At 31.7% G+C, this 19,594-nt stretch carries 13 protein-coding genes; 9 read left to right on the top strand and 4 right to left on the bottom strand.

Annotation, left to right across the window (positions count from 1 at the left end; all coding sequences use genetic code 11):
- The first annotated feature begins 134 nt into the window (after positions 1–134).
- The 4 genes from ACFSSB_RS10650 to ACFSSB_RS10635 all read left to right on the top strand — a co-directional run bounded on the left by ACFSSB_RS10650 (position 135) and on the right by ACFSSB_RS10635 (position 4,999).
- Positions 135–629, top strand: coding sequence for a CAP domain-containing protein (locus ACFSSB_RS10650; RefSeq protein ID WP_379904008.1), 495 nt, complete (start codon positions 135–137; stop codon positions 627–629).
- A 124-nt stretch (positions 630–753) separates the two neighbouring features.
- Positions 754–3,357, top strand: a complete 2,604-nt coding sequence (locus ACFSSB_RS10645) for a DUF6923 family protein (RefSeq protein WP_379904006.1) — start codon at positions 754–756, stop codon at positions 3,355–3,357.
- 283 nt (positions 3,358–3,640) lie between these two features.
- Positions 3,641–4,207, top strand: coding sequence for a TlpA family protein disulfide reductase (locus tag ACFSSB_RS10640; RefSeq protein ID WP_379904004.1), 567 nt, complete (start codon positions 3,641–3,643; stop codon positions 4,205–4,207).
- A 6-nt stretch (positions 4,208–4,213) separates the two neighbouring features.
- The gene (locus ACFSSB_RS10635; RefSeq protein ID WP_379904002.1) at positions 4,214–4,999 is read left to right on the top strand and encodes a thioredoxin family protein; all 786 of its coding nucleotides are present in this window, start codon (positions 4,214–4,216) and stop codon (positions 4,997–4,999) included.
- A gap of 81 nt (positions 5,000–5,080) precedes the next feature.
- Here the strand turns inward: ACFSSB_RS10635 and ACFSSB_RS10630 are convergent, their stop codons facing one another.
- On the bottom strand, positions 5,081–7,141 hold the full coding sequence (locus ACFSSB_RS10630; RefSeq protein WP_379904000.1) for a tetratricopeptide repeat protein: 2,061 nt from the start codon (positions 7,139–7,141) through the stop codon (positions 5,081–5,083).
- A gap of 155 nt (positions 7,142–7,296) precedes the next feature.
- On the opposite strand from ACFSSB_RS10630, the gene ACFSSB_RS10625 reads away from it, so the two are divergent.
- From ACFSSB_RS10625 to ACFSSB_RS10610, 4 genes are all read left to right on the top strand, one after another.
- Positions 7,297–7,575 carry an STAS domain-containing protein gene (locus ACFSSB_RS10625; protein ID WP_379903998.1) on the top strand — a complete coding sequence of 93 codons (279 nt, stop codon included), beginning with the start codon at positions 7,297–7,299 and terminating at the stop codon, positions 7,573–7,575.
- Positions 7,576–7,603: 28 nt separating this feature from the next.
- Positions 7,604–8,848: an oligosaccharide flippase family protein gene (locus ACFSSB_RS10620; RefSeq protein ID WP_379903996.1), complete on the top strand. Its 1,245-nt coding sequence runs from the start codon at positions 7,604–7,606 to the stop codon at positions 8,846–8,848.
- 646 nt (positions 8,849–9,494) lie between these two features.
- A complete protein-coding gene (locus ACFSSB_RS10615) occupies positions 9,495–9,800 on the top strand; it encodes a GIY-YIG nuclease family protein (RefSeq protein ID WP_379903994.1) in 306 nt (101 codons plus the stop codon).
- A 1,106-nt stretch (positions 9,801–10,906) separates the two neighbouring features.
- Entirely contained in the window at positions 10,907–12,127 is a 1,221-nt protein-coding gene (locus ACFSSB_RS10610; protein WP_379903992.1) for a glycosyltransferase, read from the top strand.
- A 267-nt stretch (positions 12,128–12,394) separates the two neighbouring features.
- On the opposite strand, the gene ACFSSB_RS10605 is transcribed toward ACFSSB_RS10610, so the two are convergent.
- The 3 genes from ACFSSB_RS10605 to ACFSSB_RS10595 are packed head-to-tail and all read right to left on the bottom strand — an operon-like array spanning position 12,395 to position 18,209.
- Positions 12,395–13,909: a cellulase family glycosylhydrolase gene (locus ACFSSB_RS10605; protein WP_379903990.1), complete on the bottom strand. Its 1,515-nt coding sequence runs from the start codon at positions 13,907–13,909 to the stop codon at positions 12,395–12,397.
- Positions 13,903–15,120 (bottom strand): hypothetical protein, encoded by a 1,218-nt coding sequence (locus tag ACFSSB_RS10600; protein WP_379903987.1) that lies wholly within the window; start codon positions 15,118–15,120, stop codon positions 13,903–13,905. The genes ACFSSB_RS10605 and ACFSSB_RS10600 overlap by 7 nt, the downstream gene beginning before the upstream one ends.
- On the bottom strand, positions 15,120–18,209 hold the full coding sequence (locus ACFSSB_RS10595) for a hypothetical protein (protein ID WP_379903984.1): 3,090 nt from the start codon (positions 18,207–18,209) through the stop codon (positions 15,120–15,122). Before ACFSSB_RS10595 ends, ACFSSB_RS10600 begins: the two co-directional genes overlap by 1 nt.
- Before the next feature lie 180 nt (positions 18,210–18,389).
- Here ACFSSB_RS10595 and ACFSSB_RS10590 point away from each other — a divergent pair, with 180 nt between their 5' ends.
- Positions 18,390–19,574 (top strand): response regulator, encoded by a 1,185-nt coding sequence (locus ACFSSB_RS10590; RefSeq protein ID WP_379903982.1) that lies wholly within the window; start codon positions 18,390–18,392, stop codon positions 19,572–19,574.
- The last annotated feature ends 20 nt before the right edge of the window (positions 19,575–19,594 follow it).

Genomic DNA, 19,594 nt, shown 5'->3' with positions numbered 1-19,594 from the left:
AAAAAATGTGAAATGCTTATTCTGTTTGTCTTTAGTAGTTTACCGTTCGTCTATGCTTAAAAATGTGTTAATCGAAAAACATAAAATAGAACAGACTTTCCATCTAATTTTATCATCAAACAAACCCAATCACGATGAAAAAATTAGTTATAGCAGCAGTAATTTTATTAAATATTTTTTTAACATCTTGTTCTGTAGAAGAAACAAGTCATACAGACAAAACGTCTAGTACAGAAACAGTATATGTAGAATACACTATACTAGATTATGAAATTGCAGAACTAATAAATGCGCACAGAATTTCAATAGGTCTTAATGCTTTAAATATAATAAACCATGCTTCGCTTGAAGCAATTACGCATAATCAATATATGATTAATGAAGGTGTGTTAAGTCATGATAACTTTCATGCACGTTCAGAAAACTTACATGCAGCAGTTCGAGCAACAAAAGTGGCAGAAAATGTTGGTTATGGCTATTCTTCTGCAGCATCTATAGTTAATGCTTGGTTAGCTAGTGAAGGTCATAGACAAACCATAGAAAACCCTGCGTTTACAGATTTTGGTATATCTTCTAAAAAAGACGAAGAAGGTAGAGATTATGTAACTAATATTTTTGTAAAACGCTAAGCAAAAAATAACTTATCTACACATAATTACCATTCGTCTACACATAAATTACATCTATCTAAAAATACATTTTAAGGCTAATTTCTAAAGTAAATTTGTCTTGTAAATAAGAATTATACAAACCATGATAACAAAAGTACACACCTTAAAAAAACAAATATTAGTAATAGCATTATTGTTTTTAACAGTATCAATACACGCACAAGACATTCCTTTTAATTGCGATTTTAGTGCCTATTTATTTCAACGTAATGATGTATACTCTATTGATTTAGCTTCTGGTAATTCTTACCTAGCAGCAACAGATATTACAGAAGGAAATATTAATGCAACCGCTTATAATCCTGCAGATGGTTTTATTTGGGGATATTTAAGTACACCTTCTAAAACTATTGTTAGAATTGGTAAAAATTTTCAAACTACCACTTTTACTCTTCCAGAATTACCTAATGGAAATAAATATGTTGGTGATATTAGCCCAGAAGGTATTTATTATTTTAAAGCTGGAGGAACAAGCTATTTTAAAGTAGATTTAAATCCAAACTCAGCAACCTATACACAATACTTATCTACAGAAACTTTAACGCAAAACATTAAAGTTCATGATTGGGCTTTTAATGCGGTAGATGGTTACTTATATGCCGTAGAAAAAACTACAAATATTTTATATAGAATAGACCCAACAACAAGTATGGTAACTCCTTTAGGTGTTGTGCCAATTCTATCAGGACTAGGTTATACTTATGGAGCTGTTTATTTTGATGCAGATGGTCGTTTTTACGTGTCTGCTAATGAAACAGGAACTATTTATGTAATACAAAGTGTTCAAGATTTAGACGGAATAAATATTATAGAATCTAATTTGTTTGCATTCGGACCTTCAAGTTCAAGTAATGATGGTGCACGTTGCCCAACTGCTCCTGTAGCTCAAGAAATTTGTGATAACGGAATTGATGATGATGGAGATGGTTTAATAGATTGCGAAGATCCTTCTTGTTCTGGTTTTGGTAGCTGCGAGGTGGTTGCTCCTCCAACAACAGCAAACGATGGTGGTTTAGAAAGTAACGGAAGATTATCTGAAGCAATTAGCAAACGTAACTTTAATCGTGCTATAAAGAGCTATACGTTTGACCAAATGTCGGCAAAGCGTGTTACGCCAAGTACTGTAAGTTATACAAGTAGAAGTGGTAATGATTTTCAATTACAAGATTTTGTTCCATTAACAACTATTAATGAAGATTACGCGGTAGAATCTACACCAACAGACTTATTACAAATTACCAATGCAACAGAAGTATATTCTGTAGATTATATGCAAAATGATGCTTCTATAGCTTCGGTTTTAGCTTTAAAAACAGAAAATGGTGTGTATGAACATACAAAATACATTTGCGATAGATTATTAGGAGCAGAATTAATTTCGGTATCTACCATAGATATTAATGAGCAAGCATTTATTAAATCGATAATAAAAAATGCAGATGGTTCTTATGAGTATGTATTAAGTTTATCGGCTAAAGTAACAAATGATGCTGCTAATTTTGAAGTAGAATCTCACTGGAATTTAGATGTATACCAAGAAAATGTAACCTTTTATAATTTTCAAATATGGTCAGATTCTATAGATGATTTATATAGCCTTTCACAAGAAGTTTTAAACCTGTTAGAAGCTGTAAAACCAATTTCAGATTACCAGTTATCTACACCTCCAACAGTTTTTGTTAGAAAAGGAAGATATACTAATGGCGCTTTAAATCTTCAAATAATAAACACAAACGCAACAGAAAATGTAACCATAGATTCTGGGTACAGAGAAACAGAAACAAGCGATTTTAATTACACAACATCTACTATTGATTTAAACCAAGAGTATATTACAGAAGTGCAAGTACCAACAGGAAGATTGTTTGATATAGGATTTAGAATTGGAGATGGAATACATACACCAGACGATTTATTTATGTCTGATGGTCCTTGGGGAATTGATGATTCGCAAACAGGTACAGTAGTTAATAACTATACAATTTCACCAAATACTAATGCTTTTGATGCTGAAGATTTTCCAGTAGAAAGAAACCTAGAGTTAAATGCAACAACAAGTACTTATTTTGCAGCATACAGAGCATTAACACCTCGTTTTAAAGCAGTAGATTTAACAGATTTTGATAGTTTTAAACTAAGAGCAAAAGGTACAGGAAACTTAGAGATCGCTTTTGTAAAACAAAGCATCACGAACTGGGAAGAACAATACAAAACCACCATTGCTTTAACAGATCAATTTCAAGATTTTGCTATTCCTTTTTCAGCGTTTACTTCTTCGTTAAACCAAGATTTAGAGCTAAATGATATAGTTACTATAGTATTTACAATGGTTAGTGAAGATGGTTCTAGAACAACAAAAGAGATGCAGTTACAAAACCTACGTTTCTCTACAGGAAATACCTTGTCTGTAACTACTATAGATACACCAGATACAAGTGCACTTGCTGCTTATCCAAACCCAATGGTTACCAATGCAAACATACAGTTTACAACAAACCAAACCGAAACTGTAAAACTAACCATTTATAACCAATTAGGTAAGGTAGTTTATAATACAACAGTTAAAGCACAACCTGGTAAAAACCAAATTGCAATTAGCAGACAAAATTTAAGTACAGGATTATATATCTGTAAATTGTCTAGTACACAAACCCATTATAACCCTTTAAAATTACTAGTGAAATAACCCTAATTATTTATTTTTGATTGATAGCTAGAAACTAAAAACTAATAATAGCTTATAGTTGGTTTCTACAAAAGGCAAGAACACGAGGGGTCTTGCCTTTTTTTTGTTTGTCTCCAAGCAAAAGAATTATCCTTTTTTGAATTATGTTTACGTGTTTTAGAAGCATGCAGAACTATGGCATCACTACATTAAATGAATCATTATTACTAATAGAATTCATTACTTTCTAAACTTAAATTAAACCTTTTTTAATTTGCAAAGTCTAATAAATTAAAATAAGATTTTGATAAACCCTAAAGTTTTAAAACAAAATGCAAAGCAGTTCTTTTGCCTACTGTTTGTATTGTGTATTACTCTAAGCTGTAACAAGGCTAAAAAGGAAATAACAACACCTAGTAAAACAGTTTCTACCAATACTTCTTCTATTAATGATAGTATTCCTGTTTATAATTTTAACGAGTTAGAACCTTTATTGTACACAGATAGTAACAAAACCTATATTGTTAACTTTTGGGCTATGTGGTGTGCTCCTTGTGTAAAAGAGCTTCCTTATATTCAAGAATATGCCAATAAACATCCAGAGGTAGAGGTGTTGTTGGTTAGTATGGATTTTCCTAAAGATATTAACACCAAACTAAAACCGTTTTTAAAAGAGAAAAATATTACTTCTAAAGTGGTAATTTTAGACGATCCAGATGCCAATACATGGATCAATAAAATTGATGCTAACTGGTCTGGAGCAATACCTTTTACTATTATTTTTAATAATAAAAAACGTGCTTTTTATGAACGCTCGTTTGCACATTTAGAAGACTTAGAAACCGAAATAAATAACACCTTAAATAATTAATTAAATATGAAGAGAATATCTGTAATACTTACTATGATTGCGTTATCTGCAATTGTACTAGTTTCTTGTAAAGATAAAGCAAGTGATAAAAAGGAAACTGCTAAAGAGCAAAAACGTCACCAACATGGTCCAGATGGAGAACATCATGAAGGAGCACATCATGAAGGAGACCGAAAAGGTCCACCACCACATGGAGGAGATAGAAAAGGACCACCAAGAGGAGGAAGTCCTGAACAAACAAAAACTTTAGAAGAAATAGGAGGTTATAAAATTGGCGAAGTTGCAACCGATTTTAGTCTTAAAAATGTAGATGGTTCTATGGTTTCTTTAGCTGGTATTGAAAACGCTAAGGGTTATATTGTAACTTTTACATGTAACGAGTGTCCTTTTGCAAAATTATATGAAGACCGTTTAATTGCATTACATAATACCTATGCACCTCAAGGATATTCGGTAATTGCAATTAACCCAAACAGTCCAGAAAATGAAAAAGAAGGTTATGCAGCAATGCAAGCAAGAGCAGAAGAAAAAGGATTTCCGTTTCCGTATCTTGTAGACGAAGGACAAAAAATATATCCACAATATGGAGCAGTTAGAACTCCTCATGTATTTTTACTAGACAAAGATCGTAAAGTGCAATATATTGGAGCAATAGATGATAATTCTAAATCTCCTGAAGATGTAAAAGTAAAGTATGTAGAAGAAGCAATAAAAGCTTTACAAGCTGGTAAAACGCCAACAATTACTTTAACAAAAGCAATAGGATGTCCTGTAAAACCTAGTAGAGGATAAAACAATAGTAACATCTTTTATAAAAAAAACACAAGCTTAAAGCTTGTGTTTTTTTATGTTTTATTTTAGGTATAATTAAATTTAGTTTCTAAAAACAGGCTTTTTAAATAACAACCATTTAAAACGCAATCCAACCTCATTAAAAGTAAATCCTGCAGCTGTTGCAGATGCAATGTTACTTCGTGTACCAAACAGGTTTGCCATACAACGATCAGAGAATTTGTAGCCTAATTTTCCTTGAAAACGATAGGTGCTTTGGCTTTCATCATCATCAATATATTGTAATCCTGTAGCAGCAGTAAGCTCATAAAACCATTCTTTAGGTTTTGCTGTGTTTTCGTCTTTAATAATATTGGCAAATACCTCTACAGCATTAAATTTTTCTGGCGAAAAATAAACCGTTGGCACTTGATTTTTAAAGGTAATATATTGGTAGTTTAAACCAGCTTTTAATGATGGTTTTGCTAAAATTTTATAGTATAATGATGTAAACAATAGGTTTCTTGCATTGTCATCACTTTGGCTAGTGTAAAAATATTGCGTAAACCAACCTAAGTTAAAATTGGTGTTTAAACTGTAGTTTGCGTAAAAGTTATTTTGAACAATTTCACGATCTAATAATTCTGCATTAAAGCTTTGTAGTTCACGTTTGTAACCAACAGTTAAATCTTGTAGTTTAAAGGGCTTTATGTTTAAAGAAATATCTGTTAAAAATTGTGTGTAGTCATTGGTCGTTGCTTTTGCAGCAGATAATCCTGCAGTACCTTTAAAGATTAAATTTGGTAATAATTGATACGATATACCTAAACTAAAATCGTTAGATGTAGCATCATTATTAGTAACAGCATTGGTAGTGTTTCTGTAATTATAACTTGCTAATATTTTAAATTTTGTAGAAAACGGAAACTCTATATTATTGTTAAAGGCAAAGGCTTCGTTATCTCCATTATCAAAAGAATAAGATATTTTTCCTTCGTAAAAAGGAGTAAAAGTGGTGTTGAGGTTTTTAATAAAGTTGGTAGCATCCTTTTGATTTTCATAAAACTTCAAGGTGTTTTCTGCAGAAGTATATGCAGCATCGTATTTACCCAATGCTTTTAACGCATTTGCGTTTCCTAAGTTACCATCAAAAGAAGTACTATCATTTATCAATATTTGATTGTAATCTTTTACACTCTTTTTAAAATCGCTTTTATAAATATTAAGGGTTGCTCGTAAGGCTAATAACCAGTTTTCGTTTGGTTTGTTTTCTATTAAATTAGCAATAAGCGTATCTGCTGTTTTGTATTTCTTATTCCAAATTAAGGCTTGAATTTGTCGCTCTGTGGTTGGCTGTATTAACTTAGGGTTAGTATCGTTTCCTAAGTTTTCAAAAGCTTGATTGCTTAATTGTAATGCTTCTTTTTCTTTTCCGTTTAAATGCGATACTAATGCTAAACCGTTTAATGCTGTGATTTTATTTTCAGGATTTTCAGCTAAAATGTTATAGGTTGCCTTGGCATCTTCTAACCGATTTGCAATTAAATATAAGTTGGCTAAGTTTAATAAGGTGTCTTTATCATTATTAAATAATGTAAGGTTTTGTTTTAGTAAATACTCAGCTTCATCGTATTTTTGCGATTGTTGTTTTTGGTACGCATACCCTAAATACATATATTTTTTAGAAGTTAATGCATTTGGGTTTCCTGGTAATACTTCTAAAGCTTTATCTACATACTTTAAAGCTTCTTCATATTCTTTTAAGTTTGAAAGTGTGTTGGCATAACTTAAAAGCGCAGGAAAGCTTTTAGGATCTTGGTCTATTAAACCTTTAAAATAGGTTTTTGCTTTGGTGAAATTGCTATTCCATAATAAAGACTCTCCGTAATTTAGTTTCACCTCAAAATCTGTTGGGTAATCTGCTAATAGATTTGTAAAAAGCGTATTGGCTTCTTCTGGTTTTCCGTTTAACCCAATAGCACGACCATAGCATAGTCTTGCTGTTTTATTGTCTGGATGTTCTTGTAATATATTTTGAAAAAATGTTTCCGCTTTAGCGTACTTACCAGTTTCTAAATAGGTAAACCCTTCTTGCATGTCTTGCGCGAAGCTTTTACAAGCGGTTAGTAATAAGATAAGTATGGCAAAAAATTTTAGTTTCATGTTCTTGTTTTAAATCATTTGCAAGTTAGTCATTCCTTTTCATTCATTCATCTACAGCAATGGTCCACTCGTCGAAATTTAAAGCGATTTCAAAGGTTTACAATGCATCTTTGCATCATAATTAAGACCCAAACAATATAAAAATAACAATTATTATGGCACTTACAATTACACAAAAAGAGAATACAATAACATTAGAAGGAGCATTAAACGCAAACACATTAAAAAGTTTTAAAAATCACTTTAATGTTGTTTTAAATACGAGTAAAAATTTGACATTAGATATTGATAAGGTTACCGAAATTGATGCGTCTGGAATGCATGAACTAAAAGAAATGTACAAAAATGCCATACATAATAACAATATATTTTTTGTAATTGGTTATGGTTGTAAAGATGTTTACGAAGATTTTAAGTATCCAAACGTAGCCTAATTAATACTAACCAAAACCACAGAATAAGATGCAAGCTTTATCTATATTAAAATCAAAAAAAATAACTCCAGAACAAATATTTATGCTAAGTGTATTGGCAGTAAATGGAGGAAACTACTTGTATAATCTTATTTTGGGTCGTGTATTAGGTCCAGCACAGTTTGCAGATGCAGCAGTGTTAATTACTTTTTTGTTAGTGCTATCTTTTGTAGCAATGACCTTTCAACTAGTAACTGCAAAATTTTCTGTGGTTTTTGAAAATGAAACCTTTAAAAATTTCATCTCTAAAATTTATAAAAACGCAACGATTGTTGGGTTAACATTAGGAGCATTAATAGTGGTTTTTGCAAACCAATTACAAGCTCTTTTTAATACTTCTACTTCAAGCATGTTTACCATTTTTGGAATAGGAGTGCCTTTGTACTTTTTAATGAGTGTTAACAGAGGTGTGTTTCAAGGAAAAAAGGAATTCAAGTATTTATCGATTACTTATCAAGCCGAAATGTTAAGCAGATTAGTAATTACCTTAGCTTTAATCTTTTTATTTAATATACAATCTTCTATTGTGATTGCGATAGGGATTTTGATTTCTTTCGGATTTGGATTAGTGCCATTTGAATTTAAAAATGTAAGCATTAAAAAATCTATTGCTATTGAAACAAGCCAATCTAAACAAGTACGAAGCTTTTTTATAATTACTGCTTTTTATGAGTTTACACAGATTATAATTAACAACAGTGACATCTTATTAGTAAAGCATTATTTTGATGCTTATGAAGCAGGTTTATATGCATCTTTAGCCTTAATAGGTCGTATTGTATATTTTGTTGCCTGGATGTTTGTTATGTTGTTACTACCAACAGTAGTACAGCTTAAAAAAGAAGGAAAAGAAACAGCGCCAATTTTATTTAAATATGTAGCTTACATTGCAGCCATTGCAACAGCTATAGTTATTGGTTGTGCATTGTTTCCAGAAACTGCAATTACCATATTATTTGGAGATAGTTACTTAGCCATGGCTCCATTATTATGGAAGTACGCCTTAGCAACAGGTTTGTTTGCCATATCTAACATTTTTGCTTACTACTACTTATCGTTAGATCAATTTGTTCCTGTAGTAATTTCTGGAATCTTCGGAATGCTTCAAATGGGATTAGTCATCTTTTTTCACGACAGTTTAGAGCAAGTGGTACACATGCAGATTGTGGCAATGGTTTCATTGTTAGTAGTACAGATCTTCTTCTTTGTTTTTAATACAAAACGTAAGAAATAAAAATTAAAAAATATTTTATATTATTAGTCTATATAGATGAAGAAGCTGTGGTTTTATACTGCAGCTTTTTCTGCGTTTAGCGTATGTAGTTTTTTTAGAACTTCTGGCATACAAGGTATACGTGTCATTCCGTTTTCCGAGTTACTATGTCATTCAGAACGCAGTGAAGAATCTCAAAAAAGCACTAGTTTTAATTATTAAGATTCTTCAGTCGTTCCTCCTTCTGAATGACAGTATTGTTTTTATTTGTGTTTCGTTATGTTTTTAGAGTTGCTATGTCATTCAGAGCAAAGCGAAGAATCTCGAAAAAGTAATAGTTTGATTTATCTAGATTCTTCAGTCGTTCCTCCTTCAGAATGACAATATCGTTTTATTTGATTTTCGTTGTGTTTTTATGGTTACTATGTCATTCAGAGCACAGCGAAGAATCTCAAAAAGTACTAGTTTCATTTATCTTGATTTTTCAGTCGTTCCTCCTTCTGAATGACAGCATCGTTTTTGTTTGTGTTTCGTTGTGTTTTCAGAGTTACTATGTCATTCAGAGCAAAGCGAAGAATCTCAAAAAAGTAATAGTTTGATTATTCAGATTATTCAGTTGTACATTATTGGTAATGATAAGGTTGTCATATTTTTTTTATATTGAAACATGAAGACAAAAGGCACACACAATTATTATGTTTACATACTAACCAACAAAAGTAAAACTGTGCTTTATACAGGAGTAACAAATAATTTATCAGAAAGATTATATTTTCACAATAATCCACTTCCTTCTTCCAAAGCTTTTACTGCAAAGTACAGATGTTTTTATCTAATTTACTATGAACATTTTTTTGAAATAGAAGATGCTATTAGAAGAGAGAAACAAATTAAAGGAAAGAGTAGAAGCAAAAAGGAATTACTTATTAATACCTTTAATCCGGATTGGAATTTTTTGAATGATAATATTTAATTATTAAGATTCTTCAGTCGTACCTTCTTCTGAATGACAGCATCGCTTTTGTTTGTGTTTAGTTGTGTTTTCCGAGTTACTATGTCATTCAGAGCAAAGCGAAGAATCTCGAAAAAGTACTAGTTTGATTTATCTAGGTTCTTCAGTCGTTCCTCCTTCTGAATGACAGCGTCGTTTTGTTTATGTTTCGTTGTGTCTTTATAGTTACTCTGTCATTCAGAACGCAGTGAAGAATCTTAAATGCAATAGTTTTAATTCTCTAGATTCTTCAGTCGTACCTCCTTCTGAATGACAGCATGGTTTTGTTTATGTTTCGTTGTGTCTTTATAGTTACTATGTCATTCAGAACGCAGTGAAGAATCTCAAAAAAAGTACTAGTTTTAATTATTAAGATTCTTCAGTCGTACCTCCTTCTGAATGACAGTATCGTTTTTATTTGTGTTTCGTTGTGTCTTTATAGTTACTATGTCATTCAGAACGCAGTGAAGAATCTCGAAAAAGTACTAGTTTTAATTCTCTAGATTCTTCAGTCGTTCCTCCTTCTGAATGACAACATCGCTTTTATTTGTGTTTCGTTGTGTCTTTATAGTTACTATGTCATTCAGAACGCAGTGAAGAATCTCAAAAAAGTACTAGTTTGATTTATCTAGATTCTTCAGTCGTTCCTCCTTCTGAATGACAGTATTGCTTTTGTTTGTGTTTCGTTGTGTCTTTATAGTTACTATGTCATTCAGAACGTAGTGAAGAATCTCAAATGCAATAGTTTTAATTCTCTAGGTTCTTCAGTCGTTCCTCCTTCTGAATGACAGCGTCGTTTTATTTGTGTTTCGTTATGTTTTTAGAGTTACTATGTCATTCAGAGCAAAGCGAAGAATCTCGAAAAAGTAATATTTTTGATTTATCCAGATTCTTCAGTCGTTCCTCCTTCAGAATGACAAGGTTTTCTAATCACTGCTCGTTAATAAAAACGCATTATAAATAGTAAAACGACATCTTTTTACCATTCGTCTACAGTAACATGCAACCTATCTAAAGTTGTCTGATTTACTGACATTTAAAACGCAAATTTGTAGTGTAATTAAGAAACACCTATAAAAGTATATATTATGAAACTAGCAATTGTAACAGCATATCCACCAAGTAAAGTAACTTTAAATGAGTATGCTTACCATTTAGTAAAACATTTTAGACAAAAAGAAAATGTTACTGAAATTGTTTTGTTAACAGATAAAACCGAAGGTAAAAAAGATATTGCTTTTACAGAAGATGGTTGTAAAATAACAGTAAAAGAATGTTGGGCATTTAATAGCTACACCAACATTATAAATGTTACTAAGGCTATCAATAACACGCAACCAGATGCTGTTTTGTTTAACCTACAATTTATGAAGTTTGGTGATAAAAAAGTAGCTGCAGCTTTAGGTTTAATGTTACCATTGGTTTGTAAGCTAAAAAACATTCCAAACATTGTATTATTACATAATATTTTAGAAGAAGTAGATTTAGGTTCTGCAGGATTTACAAGTAATAAAATCATGCAAAAAGTATATGGATTTATTGGTACTAGCCTAACAAAGTTGATTTTACAAGCAGATACTGTTGCTGTTACTATGCAGAAATATGTAGATATTTTAGAGAAAAAATACAATGCTAAGAATGTAACATTAATTCCGCATGGAACTTTTGAAATTTCTGAAGAAAAACCAGAATACACCTTACCAGAAGGACCTTTACAAGTAATGACCTTTGGAAAATTTGGAACCTACAAAAAAGTAGAAGGTATGATTGAAGCGGTTGAGAAAGTAAGAGCGTCTACAGGATTAGATCTTGAAGTGGTAATTGCAGGGACAGACAATCCAAATGTACCAGGTTACTTAGCAAAAGTACAAGAAGATTATAAGCATGTGCCACAAGTACGTTTTACTGGTTATGTAGAAGAGTATGAAGTGCCAACCTTATTTAAAGAAAGTGCAGTAGTAGTATTTCCATACACATCAACAACAGGAAGCTCAGGTGTATTACACCAAGCAGGAAGTTATGGTAAAGCAGTAGTGATGCCAGATTTAGGAGATCTTGCTTTATTAGTAAAAGATGAAGGATATAAAGGAGAATTTTTTGAGCCAACATCAGTAGATAGTTTAGCAAATGCCATTGAAGCAATTGTAACTAACGAAACATATAGAGTAGTTTTAGGAAAAGCAAACTACGAAGCTGCAACAGCTTACCCAATGGAAAAAATTGCAGATATGTACTTGTCTAATTTTGATGCTATTATCAATAAAAAAACAGCCCAAAGTAAAAATGCATTAAAACCTACAAATGCATAGAACGAAATAAAAACGAAGCCTTTTTTGTCCCAAATACAATGAATAAACCGTTAGTTTTTATAAAGAAGTAAACCAGAAGAATCTTAAGCGTTAACCTACTTGATTTGAGATTCTTCACTTTGCTCAGAATCACAAATAGAATGAAAACACTGTCAATAAAAAGACTAAAGGGATTATTAATATCCTGTCATTAACAAGAAAGTATGACTGAAGCATCTTAACATAACCTACTTAAATTAAGATTCTTCGCTTTTAATGGCATAATTACTAATTAGTAATGTATTTAAACGAAGCCTTTTTTGTCCCATTTTTATCTATAAACCCAAAATGTTTTTGGGTATTTCTACGCCAAGGTCTGCTACCTACAACCGCTTTTGGCACATCTACAAAATCATATAAAGTCCAAGACATAAATTGCAACTTATTAGCAGCAATAATTTCTTGGATTTTTTTGTGGTAATTGGCTTGATCTTCTACAGAACTGCCAAAAGGTTTCCAGAAACCACTATAAGAGGATATTCCAAATTCTTGCAATACTATTGGTTTATTAGGTATTTTGGTTTTTAATGTGTTGATGGCTAGCTCTAGGTTTTCTAAACCTTCATAATAGTGAAACGATACCATATCTACTTTATCCTTTAAAATAGGAGCACTTTGTGTATTAGACCAACCAATGGTAACAGGATGTTCTGTGTCTATAGATTTCACTAAATCTATCATTTTATCTAACCAAGCAATAACTCTATCTTTTCCTCTAGATTCAAAATCAAGGTTTGGCTCGTTTTTAATATCCCAAGCAAGCAATGCGTTGTGGTCTTTTACTGCTTTGATAATAGTTTCTGCGTGACGTTGGTTTAATGTCCAATTCATAACCGAATAATCGCCATAAAAATCAAATAAGGTTACTACTACTTTTAGCTTGTTTTCTTCGGCAGCATCTAAAGTTTGTTTTAATTTTTCTAGCTTTTTAGAATCTACATCTGCTTTCCCAAAATCATCATATTGCACAAAAATTCTCACCGAATTTAAGCCAGCATCTTTTATTATTTTAAAGTCGTTTGCAATAGTGTCTTTAGAAAAAGCATCACCAAACATATTCCATGGTGTCGCTTTAGGGTAATAATTAATTCCTTTAATAGTTAAACTATCGGTTTTAATTTTTGTTGTTTGTGCTTCAAAAGGAGTGCTGCTTTCTTTTACCAAATGCCTAATACGCCAAAACCCATCTTCTAATAAAAATACTATTTTGTAGGTAGATGTTTCTGTAGTTTCTAGTATTTGTTTTTCAGCTTTAAAAACACGTTTATACTCTACAACATGTCTATCTGTAAGTACAGCTAGTTGTCCATCTTCACTAAAAAACTCTAAGGTTGGTTTGTGGTTTAATGTTGTGGCTTCTATAGTAATATCTTCTGCTTTATTAAGTTCTATAAAAGCATATAAATTTTCTCTAGCACTATCTGTATAATAATCTTTTATACCAGCAGTTTTATTGGTTTTGTAAGCTATTTGTTTTACATACCAAGCGTCTAAATAATTGTTTTGTAAGGCATTTAAAGTTTGCTTGTCCATTGGTCTGCCTTCATTTTGTAAAGGTTCCCATTCTAATTTAGGCAGATACTGTTCTACTTTTTGAATTTCGGTATGCAGCATAGTGCTTCGGTCTGCTCCTGTATTTAGATAACTAAATAATGCGCTAACACCAGAAATTATTAAGGCTACAAGCATAATATATGAAAGTATTAATATGGTACGCATGATGTTTTTATTAAGACCTACCATAGTTTTTTTGATTTAAATTCTTTTAATAATCCTGCTGTTTCAATGCTAAAATTATAGTTGCCATTACTGTATATAGCAGGTTTTAATAGAAACGTAACATAGCCATTAAAAGTCGTTTTTGTGAGTGTTTCAATATGTGTATTATCTCTATAGATATTTAACTTTACATGCAATCCATCAGGAATCATTTGCTGCATAAAACTTTGTAAAGGACCAACCGTTATTTGTCTGTTATTTTGTGAGAAATCAACATCAAAATGGGTAATAACTTGTTTGTAATCAAGAGAAATACTATTGCTTTCAGACATTCCATCAACAAAAGCTTGTATACGCCAAAGATCGGCATAATCAGGATGTATCATTTTTGATGTAGCAACACCATCAATAGTGGTTCCTGTAGTTTTTAAAATATTTCCCTTTTTGTTTTTTATAAAAAACGTAACAAAAGTACCATCGCTAACTACGTTGTTTTGTTTGTCTTTTATAATAGATGTGGTAAAGGTTGTAATTTGATTACCATCTGCATAATCATGTGGTCTTGTAGCAGAAATGCTAAAATCTGTTGGAATTGCAGGCATGACATTGATGATAAATTCTTTTGAATTTACGCCTATGCTTTCTGAAGACACCAACATGCGTCCGCTTTCTTTTTTAGAGTGTATATTTTTAAAAGCAATTAAATTATTGGTGTAAATAGCTTCTTGTTCTTCGGAAGTTAAAAACTGAAACTTTGCATTTACCAAGGTGTTTTTTGGTACAGGATTATCTAAAGAATCGGTAGGAATAACCACTAACATGGTATAATCTTCTTCACCAGCTTCAATACTTGGTGGACCAATATAGGTTTCCATATTAGCCACTTCTGCCTTTGCAAGCATGTTTACTGTTCCTGATAAAGACGTGTTTTTTGAAAGTAATTCCCAACGAACAATTCCAATTTTTTTTGTGATGTTTTCAGGTATAGCGTATGCTAAGGTTTTGTTTTTTAAAGTTGCAGAAATAACCGTAGAACCATAACTGTTAGAACAATATAATAAAGGGCTTTCTGTTTCTGAAGTGCTAAATTTTAAAACAAGATTGCTACCAACTTCAAAAGTAGTGTCTGTGGTTATTAGTTGGATAGAGTCTTTGGTTTGTTGGTTTTGTGCAACAGTAAATGTGGCTAGTAAAAACCATCCTAAAAGAAATGAATATGTACGTTTTAATTGCATTAATTAGGGCTTCCTATATACGTGTTAATTTCTATTTTAATATAACTAAAATCCGGATGATCAATTGGCTGTAATAGATCATTGGTATGGTTTATAATTCTGTTTGGTACTATTTTATCTGAAATATCTTGGTTTGGCAAACCGTTTACAAAAATATTCTCCATGCTTGTATTAATAATTTTTACGTTGCCATTTTTTAAAATTTCATATGCAAAATCTTGTTTACGTTGTTGTCTTACACCTGCTTTTACAAATAAATGATCTACCCAAACCATATTTTTATCAGCATCGTAATACGTGATAAGTAGCTGTGGTATGGTTATTTCTTGAATACCACTATTAAAAAGATTTCCGTTTAAGGTTTCTTCTTTAATATGAATATCACTTAAAACTACATTTTTATATAAGTCTGTACCAGCAACATTTCCTGCAACTTGCAAGTTAAATTTGGTAGGTTGCTCTTCAAATTCCACAGGAGTAAATTCGTCTGGATTAAAGGTGTCAGGAATAGAATCTTGGGTTCTAGACCAAGCAATGCCTTCAAAATTAATACGGAAACTACTAGACTCTTTTGGCATTAATTTATGCTTTACATGATATTTAGCATTGTAAGTAGCGAGTTCTTTATTGTCATCGTTGTATAAAGTGCCTTTTAAAATAACATCGGCAGGCACATTGTCGATATTTTGTACTTCACCAATTATAGCATAGCTGCCATCATACTGAACAAGTTTTGCCGAAACAACTTCTAAAACAGGTTGTTTTAAAATATCTTCATGATGGGTTTGTTCTGTAGTAATGCGTCTTCTACCTTGATTAAAATATTTGGTTACATTATCAGAATACAGTTGGTCTGGAGGTAAATCGTTATTTAAATCGCCTGGTTGTAAATACCATTTTCCTTTACGTTTAGATAAGGTTTTGTAATCTACTTTTTCAATTTTCTCTAAAGGCGTAATCCATTGAGTAGTCACTTTTGCTGCTACTGTACTGTCATTATATGTAGTAATTTCTGTTTCTATAGCATCCATTTTGGCATAGCTACTTAGCAAGCCATCTGTTACAGAAATTTCTAACATGTATTGCGCAATAGGAATGCTGTTATTAGGATCAATTAAACTATGCGCTTTTTCAAATTCTTTAAAATCTAAAGCATCATAATAGGCAATAATAGCATTTTCAGGACTACGCTGCGAATCGTTTTTTAAATAGAATAGATAGATGCCATAAAACACAATAATTGCCAAGATTAGCGACCACATATGTGTAATACGTAATACGTTTCTATTAAATTTAGAATAGGTTGTAGGGAACTTTAAAAAATCAGGTATAGGTTTTATACGTGTCTTTAACATGTTTACCCAAAGCATTTGTATGTTTAAAATAAACGCGATTAATACGGTTAAAAAAGGCATAATTCCCCAATGTATTTTTAACCATTTGGCAACATCTTCTTTGGGTAAAATAGAGGATACTGGTGGAATGTTTAGTCGTTCCCAAACCATGATGCCATTTTCTAATTGGCGCAAACGTTGCCATCCACAGAAATAGAGTATTGGGTCGTAAAACTTATCATTAGAAAAAATATACTTCAAGTTATATTTTTCTGGAGTCGTTAAAAATTGCTGTAAAGAACCAATTCCTGCAACGCCTTTAAATTTAGAATTTTCTAAGCGTTCTATGGGTCTTGTGGTTAACTCTGGTAAACGTCTTGCAGAATGGTAGTTTCCATCTACAGTCATGGCATTTGTTTGTGCGCTTAGCCAAGCCATTTGGTCACCAAAACCTAAAGTTAAAAAGCGCCATTTATCATGATCATCTTGATTTAAGAAATTCACAATAGGCAACATTTTTATCTTTTGTGGTTGCGAAGGTCTAAAGTAGTTAAGACTCATGGTAAAAACAACCATAAATACCATTAGTCCTGCTAAAATTCCGCCAATAATACGATGGTAAACAGCACCAAATTTAGATTGTATTAATTCTTTTAAATCGCCTTCTATAAAACGATAGGCAAATTCTCCCATTAATGGAATGGATAAAATAGAAGCCCAAAGCGTAAATCGGTCTAATGTTAAAATATTAAAGGCTGTTTCACCTAACATTTTTAAAGGAACAGGAGTTGTTCCTCCAGTACCTAAAATGGTACAAATAGTAACCGATAAACCAAAAAATAAGTAGCGTTTACTATAATATCTGTAAAATATATAAGGTAAGAGAACCAGTAGAATTCCCCAAGGAATTAAAAAGAACACCAAACCAGAAGAGGTAATTTCAAGAAAGTTATCACGAGAACCATGCGGAATAGGTACTTGTGTAATTGGGTTGGCTTTAGAATTTAACCAATACGGAAAAATACAACCTATAATTAATACTAACGATAGCATACCGAAACTTACAATACGCTTAAAAAGCTTGAAAAAAGTATTCAAAAATATCTTGAAGGTTACTTCTTTCATCGAGTTTACTTGCTCTCTAGAAACATCCATAATTACCATTCCTATTAAAGGAAAGATAAAAAACACCATCCCGAAAATAGGTGTTACGTGATGCGAGGTAACCGTTACAGCTATTAAAGATAACGAAGTTGCTAAATACCATTTCTTACCTGTTTTTAGCCATAAATAAATTTCAGGTAAGGCATGCATTAACACCGAAACGCCAACAATACTAGGTAATTGCCCGAAAATATGAAGGGTTTCTACAAAAGACGAACTAAAAACGGCCAAAACACAAGCATAACCAGCAACGGTTTTATTGGCTGTCATCATTAAAGAAAAACGATAGGTACCAGTAACAAATAATACAATGGCAATTAAAGCTACACTAAACATTCCAAACTTTAAACCACCAATCATCGAGAGTAGACCAATAGATTGATGTACTAAAGGCGGATAGCTCTGCACAGTAAATCCTGTATACCACTCATAGTTCCATGGTTCAAACCAACTATTGGCATAATGATCTGCAAAAAATAGGTGTATTAAGGCATCATAAGTAGTCTCCAATGTAAAAAATATGGAGCTACCATGAAAAGCCAAACCTAAGAGAATGGCAGCGATTAAGTATTTATTTGAGGTTTCCTTCATTTAAAGCCTAAGCTACAATAATATGGTAAAGATAAATAAATTAAATAGTGCTTTGTTTTTTAATTATCTACAGCAACCTACCATTCGTCGACACTTAGTTGTAGGTTAAGCTAAATAACAATTTTAGAGCGCGTATCTCCTGTACATTTGTAGTATCAAAAATAAATAAACACCCTTATTATGAAAGTTTTAGCAATAGATGATCAACAATTAGTATTACTGCCTTTACAAAAGCGATTAGTAGAATTAGGATACGAAGTAAAAATAGAAACCGAAGGAAATAAAGGAATGGAAACCTTTAATTCGTTTCAACCAGATTTAGTAATTGTAGATATTAATATGCCTGGAATATCTGGATTAGAAATTGTAAAACATATTAGAATTACTAAAAATGCGCAAACTCCAATCATGGTTTTATCTGGAGATACAAAAGACGAAACCATAACAGAAGGTTTTGAATTAGGTATTAATGATTATATGAAAAAACCATTAAGCTTAAACGAGATTAGTGCACGTGTAAAACGATTAATAGGTGCTCCTGTAATGCAAAATGAAGTAGCTAAAAGCAATGTCATGATTCAAGAGCGTTGTGTAGGTGTTGTTATTCCTTGTTATAACGAAGAAGAACGTTTATTAAGTGAAGAGTTTATTACTTATATCGATAAAAATTCTGGTTACCATTTATGTTTTGTAAACGATGGTAGTAAAGATAAAACACTAGAAGTTTTAAAAGACTTACAAAAAGGAAGAGAAGATTTTATTACAGTATATGACTGTGAAAAAAATGGAGGTAAAGCCGAAGCTGTACGTTTAGGTATGTTACATATGGCTAAAAAAGAAGATTTAGATTATATCGGTTTTTTAGATGCCGATTTATCTACAGACTTAGCAGACTTTGATGATTTAGTGAAAACTATTGAAACTTCAGATTTTAAAATTGTAAGTGGTTCACGTATCTCTAGAATGGGAGCAAATATCACCAAAGAATCTGCTAGAAAAATTATTAGCTTGACTATTAATTTTATCATCAGAAAGATTTTAAAAATGGATTTTAAAGACACACAATGTGGTGCAAAAATCTTTCGTAAAGACGTTATAGATATTGCTTTTGGTAAAAAGTTTGTAACGCAGTGGATTTTTGATGTAGAGATCTTTAAAAGAATGTCGCTACACTTCGGATTAAAAGAAGCTAAAGCTATGCTTTGTGAGCAACCATTAAAAAGATGGATTCATGCAGATGGTTCTAAACTATCAATGAAAGATTCTGTAAAAATTGTAGGACAATTAGCGCAGATTGCTTGGGTGTATAGAGCTAAAAAACAAACCGTAAAACTAGAAAAAGAAACAGCATTACATACTGTTTAATTAATACAATAAATAGAGTT

The organism is Lacinutrix gracilariae (genome assembly GCF_042684485.1).
In the GTDB taxonomy this organism is placed as follows: Bacteria; Bacteroidota; Bacteroidia; order Flavobacteriales; family Flavobacteriaceae; genus Oceanihabitans; species Oceanihabitans gracilariae.
The sequence above is the reverse complement of the archived record's forward strand: the minus strand, read 5'-3'. Positions and strand labels throughout refer to the sequence as shown.

Bases quoted from the DNA above. Each gene is read 5' to 3' on its own strand.
- ACFSSB_RS10615 (WP_379903994.1), top strand. From the start codon at position 9,495: ATGAAGACAAAAGGCACACACAATTATTATGTTTACATACTAACCAAC.
- ACFSSB_RS10590 (WP_379903982.1), top strand. From the start codon at position 18,390: ATGAAAGTTTTAGCAATAGATGATCAACAATTAGTATTACTGCCTTTA.
- ACFSSB_RS10610 (WP_379903992.1), top strand. From the start codon at position 10,907: ATGAAACTAGCAATTGTAACAGCATATCCACCAAGTAAAGTAACTTTA.
- ACFSSB_RS10630 (WP_379904000.1), bottom strand. From the start codon at position 7,141: ATGAAACTAAAATTTTTTGCCATACTTATCTTATTACTAACCGCTTGT.
- ACFSSB_RS10605 (WP_379903990.1), bottom strand. From the start codon at position 13,909: ATGGTAGGTCTTAATAAAAACATCATGCGTACCATATTAATACTTTCA.
- ACFSSB_RS10625 (WP_379903998.1), top strand. From the start codon at position 7,297: ATGGCACTTACAATTACACAAAAAGAGAATACAATAACATTAGAAGGA.
- ACFSSB_RS10595 (WP_379903984.1), bottom strand. From the start codon at position 18,209: ATGAAGGAAACCTCAAATAAATACTTAATCGCTGCCATTCTCTTAGGT.
- ACFSSB_RS10635 (WP_379904002.1), top strand. From the start codon at position 4,214: ATGAAGAGAATATCTGTAATACTTACTATGATTGCGTTATCTGCAATT.
- ACFSSB_RS10650 (WP_379904008.1), top strand. From the start codon at position 135: ATGAAAAAATTAGTTATAGCAGCAGTAATTTTATTAAATATTTTTTTA.
- ACFSSB_RS10600 (WP_379903987.1), bottom strand. From the start codon at position 15,120: ATGCAATTAAAACGTACATATTCATTTCTTTTAGGATGGTTTTTACTA.
- ACFSSB_RS10620 (WP_379903996.1), top strand. From the start codon at position 7,604: ATGCAAGCTTTATCTATATTAAAATCAAAAAAAATAACTCCAGAACAA.
- ACFSSB_RS10645 (WP_379904006.1), top strand. From the start codon at position 754: ATGATAACAAAAGTACACACCTTAAAAAAACAAATATTAGTAATAGCA.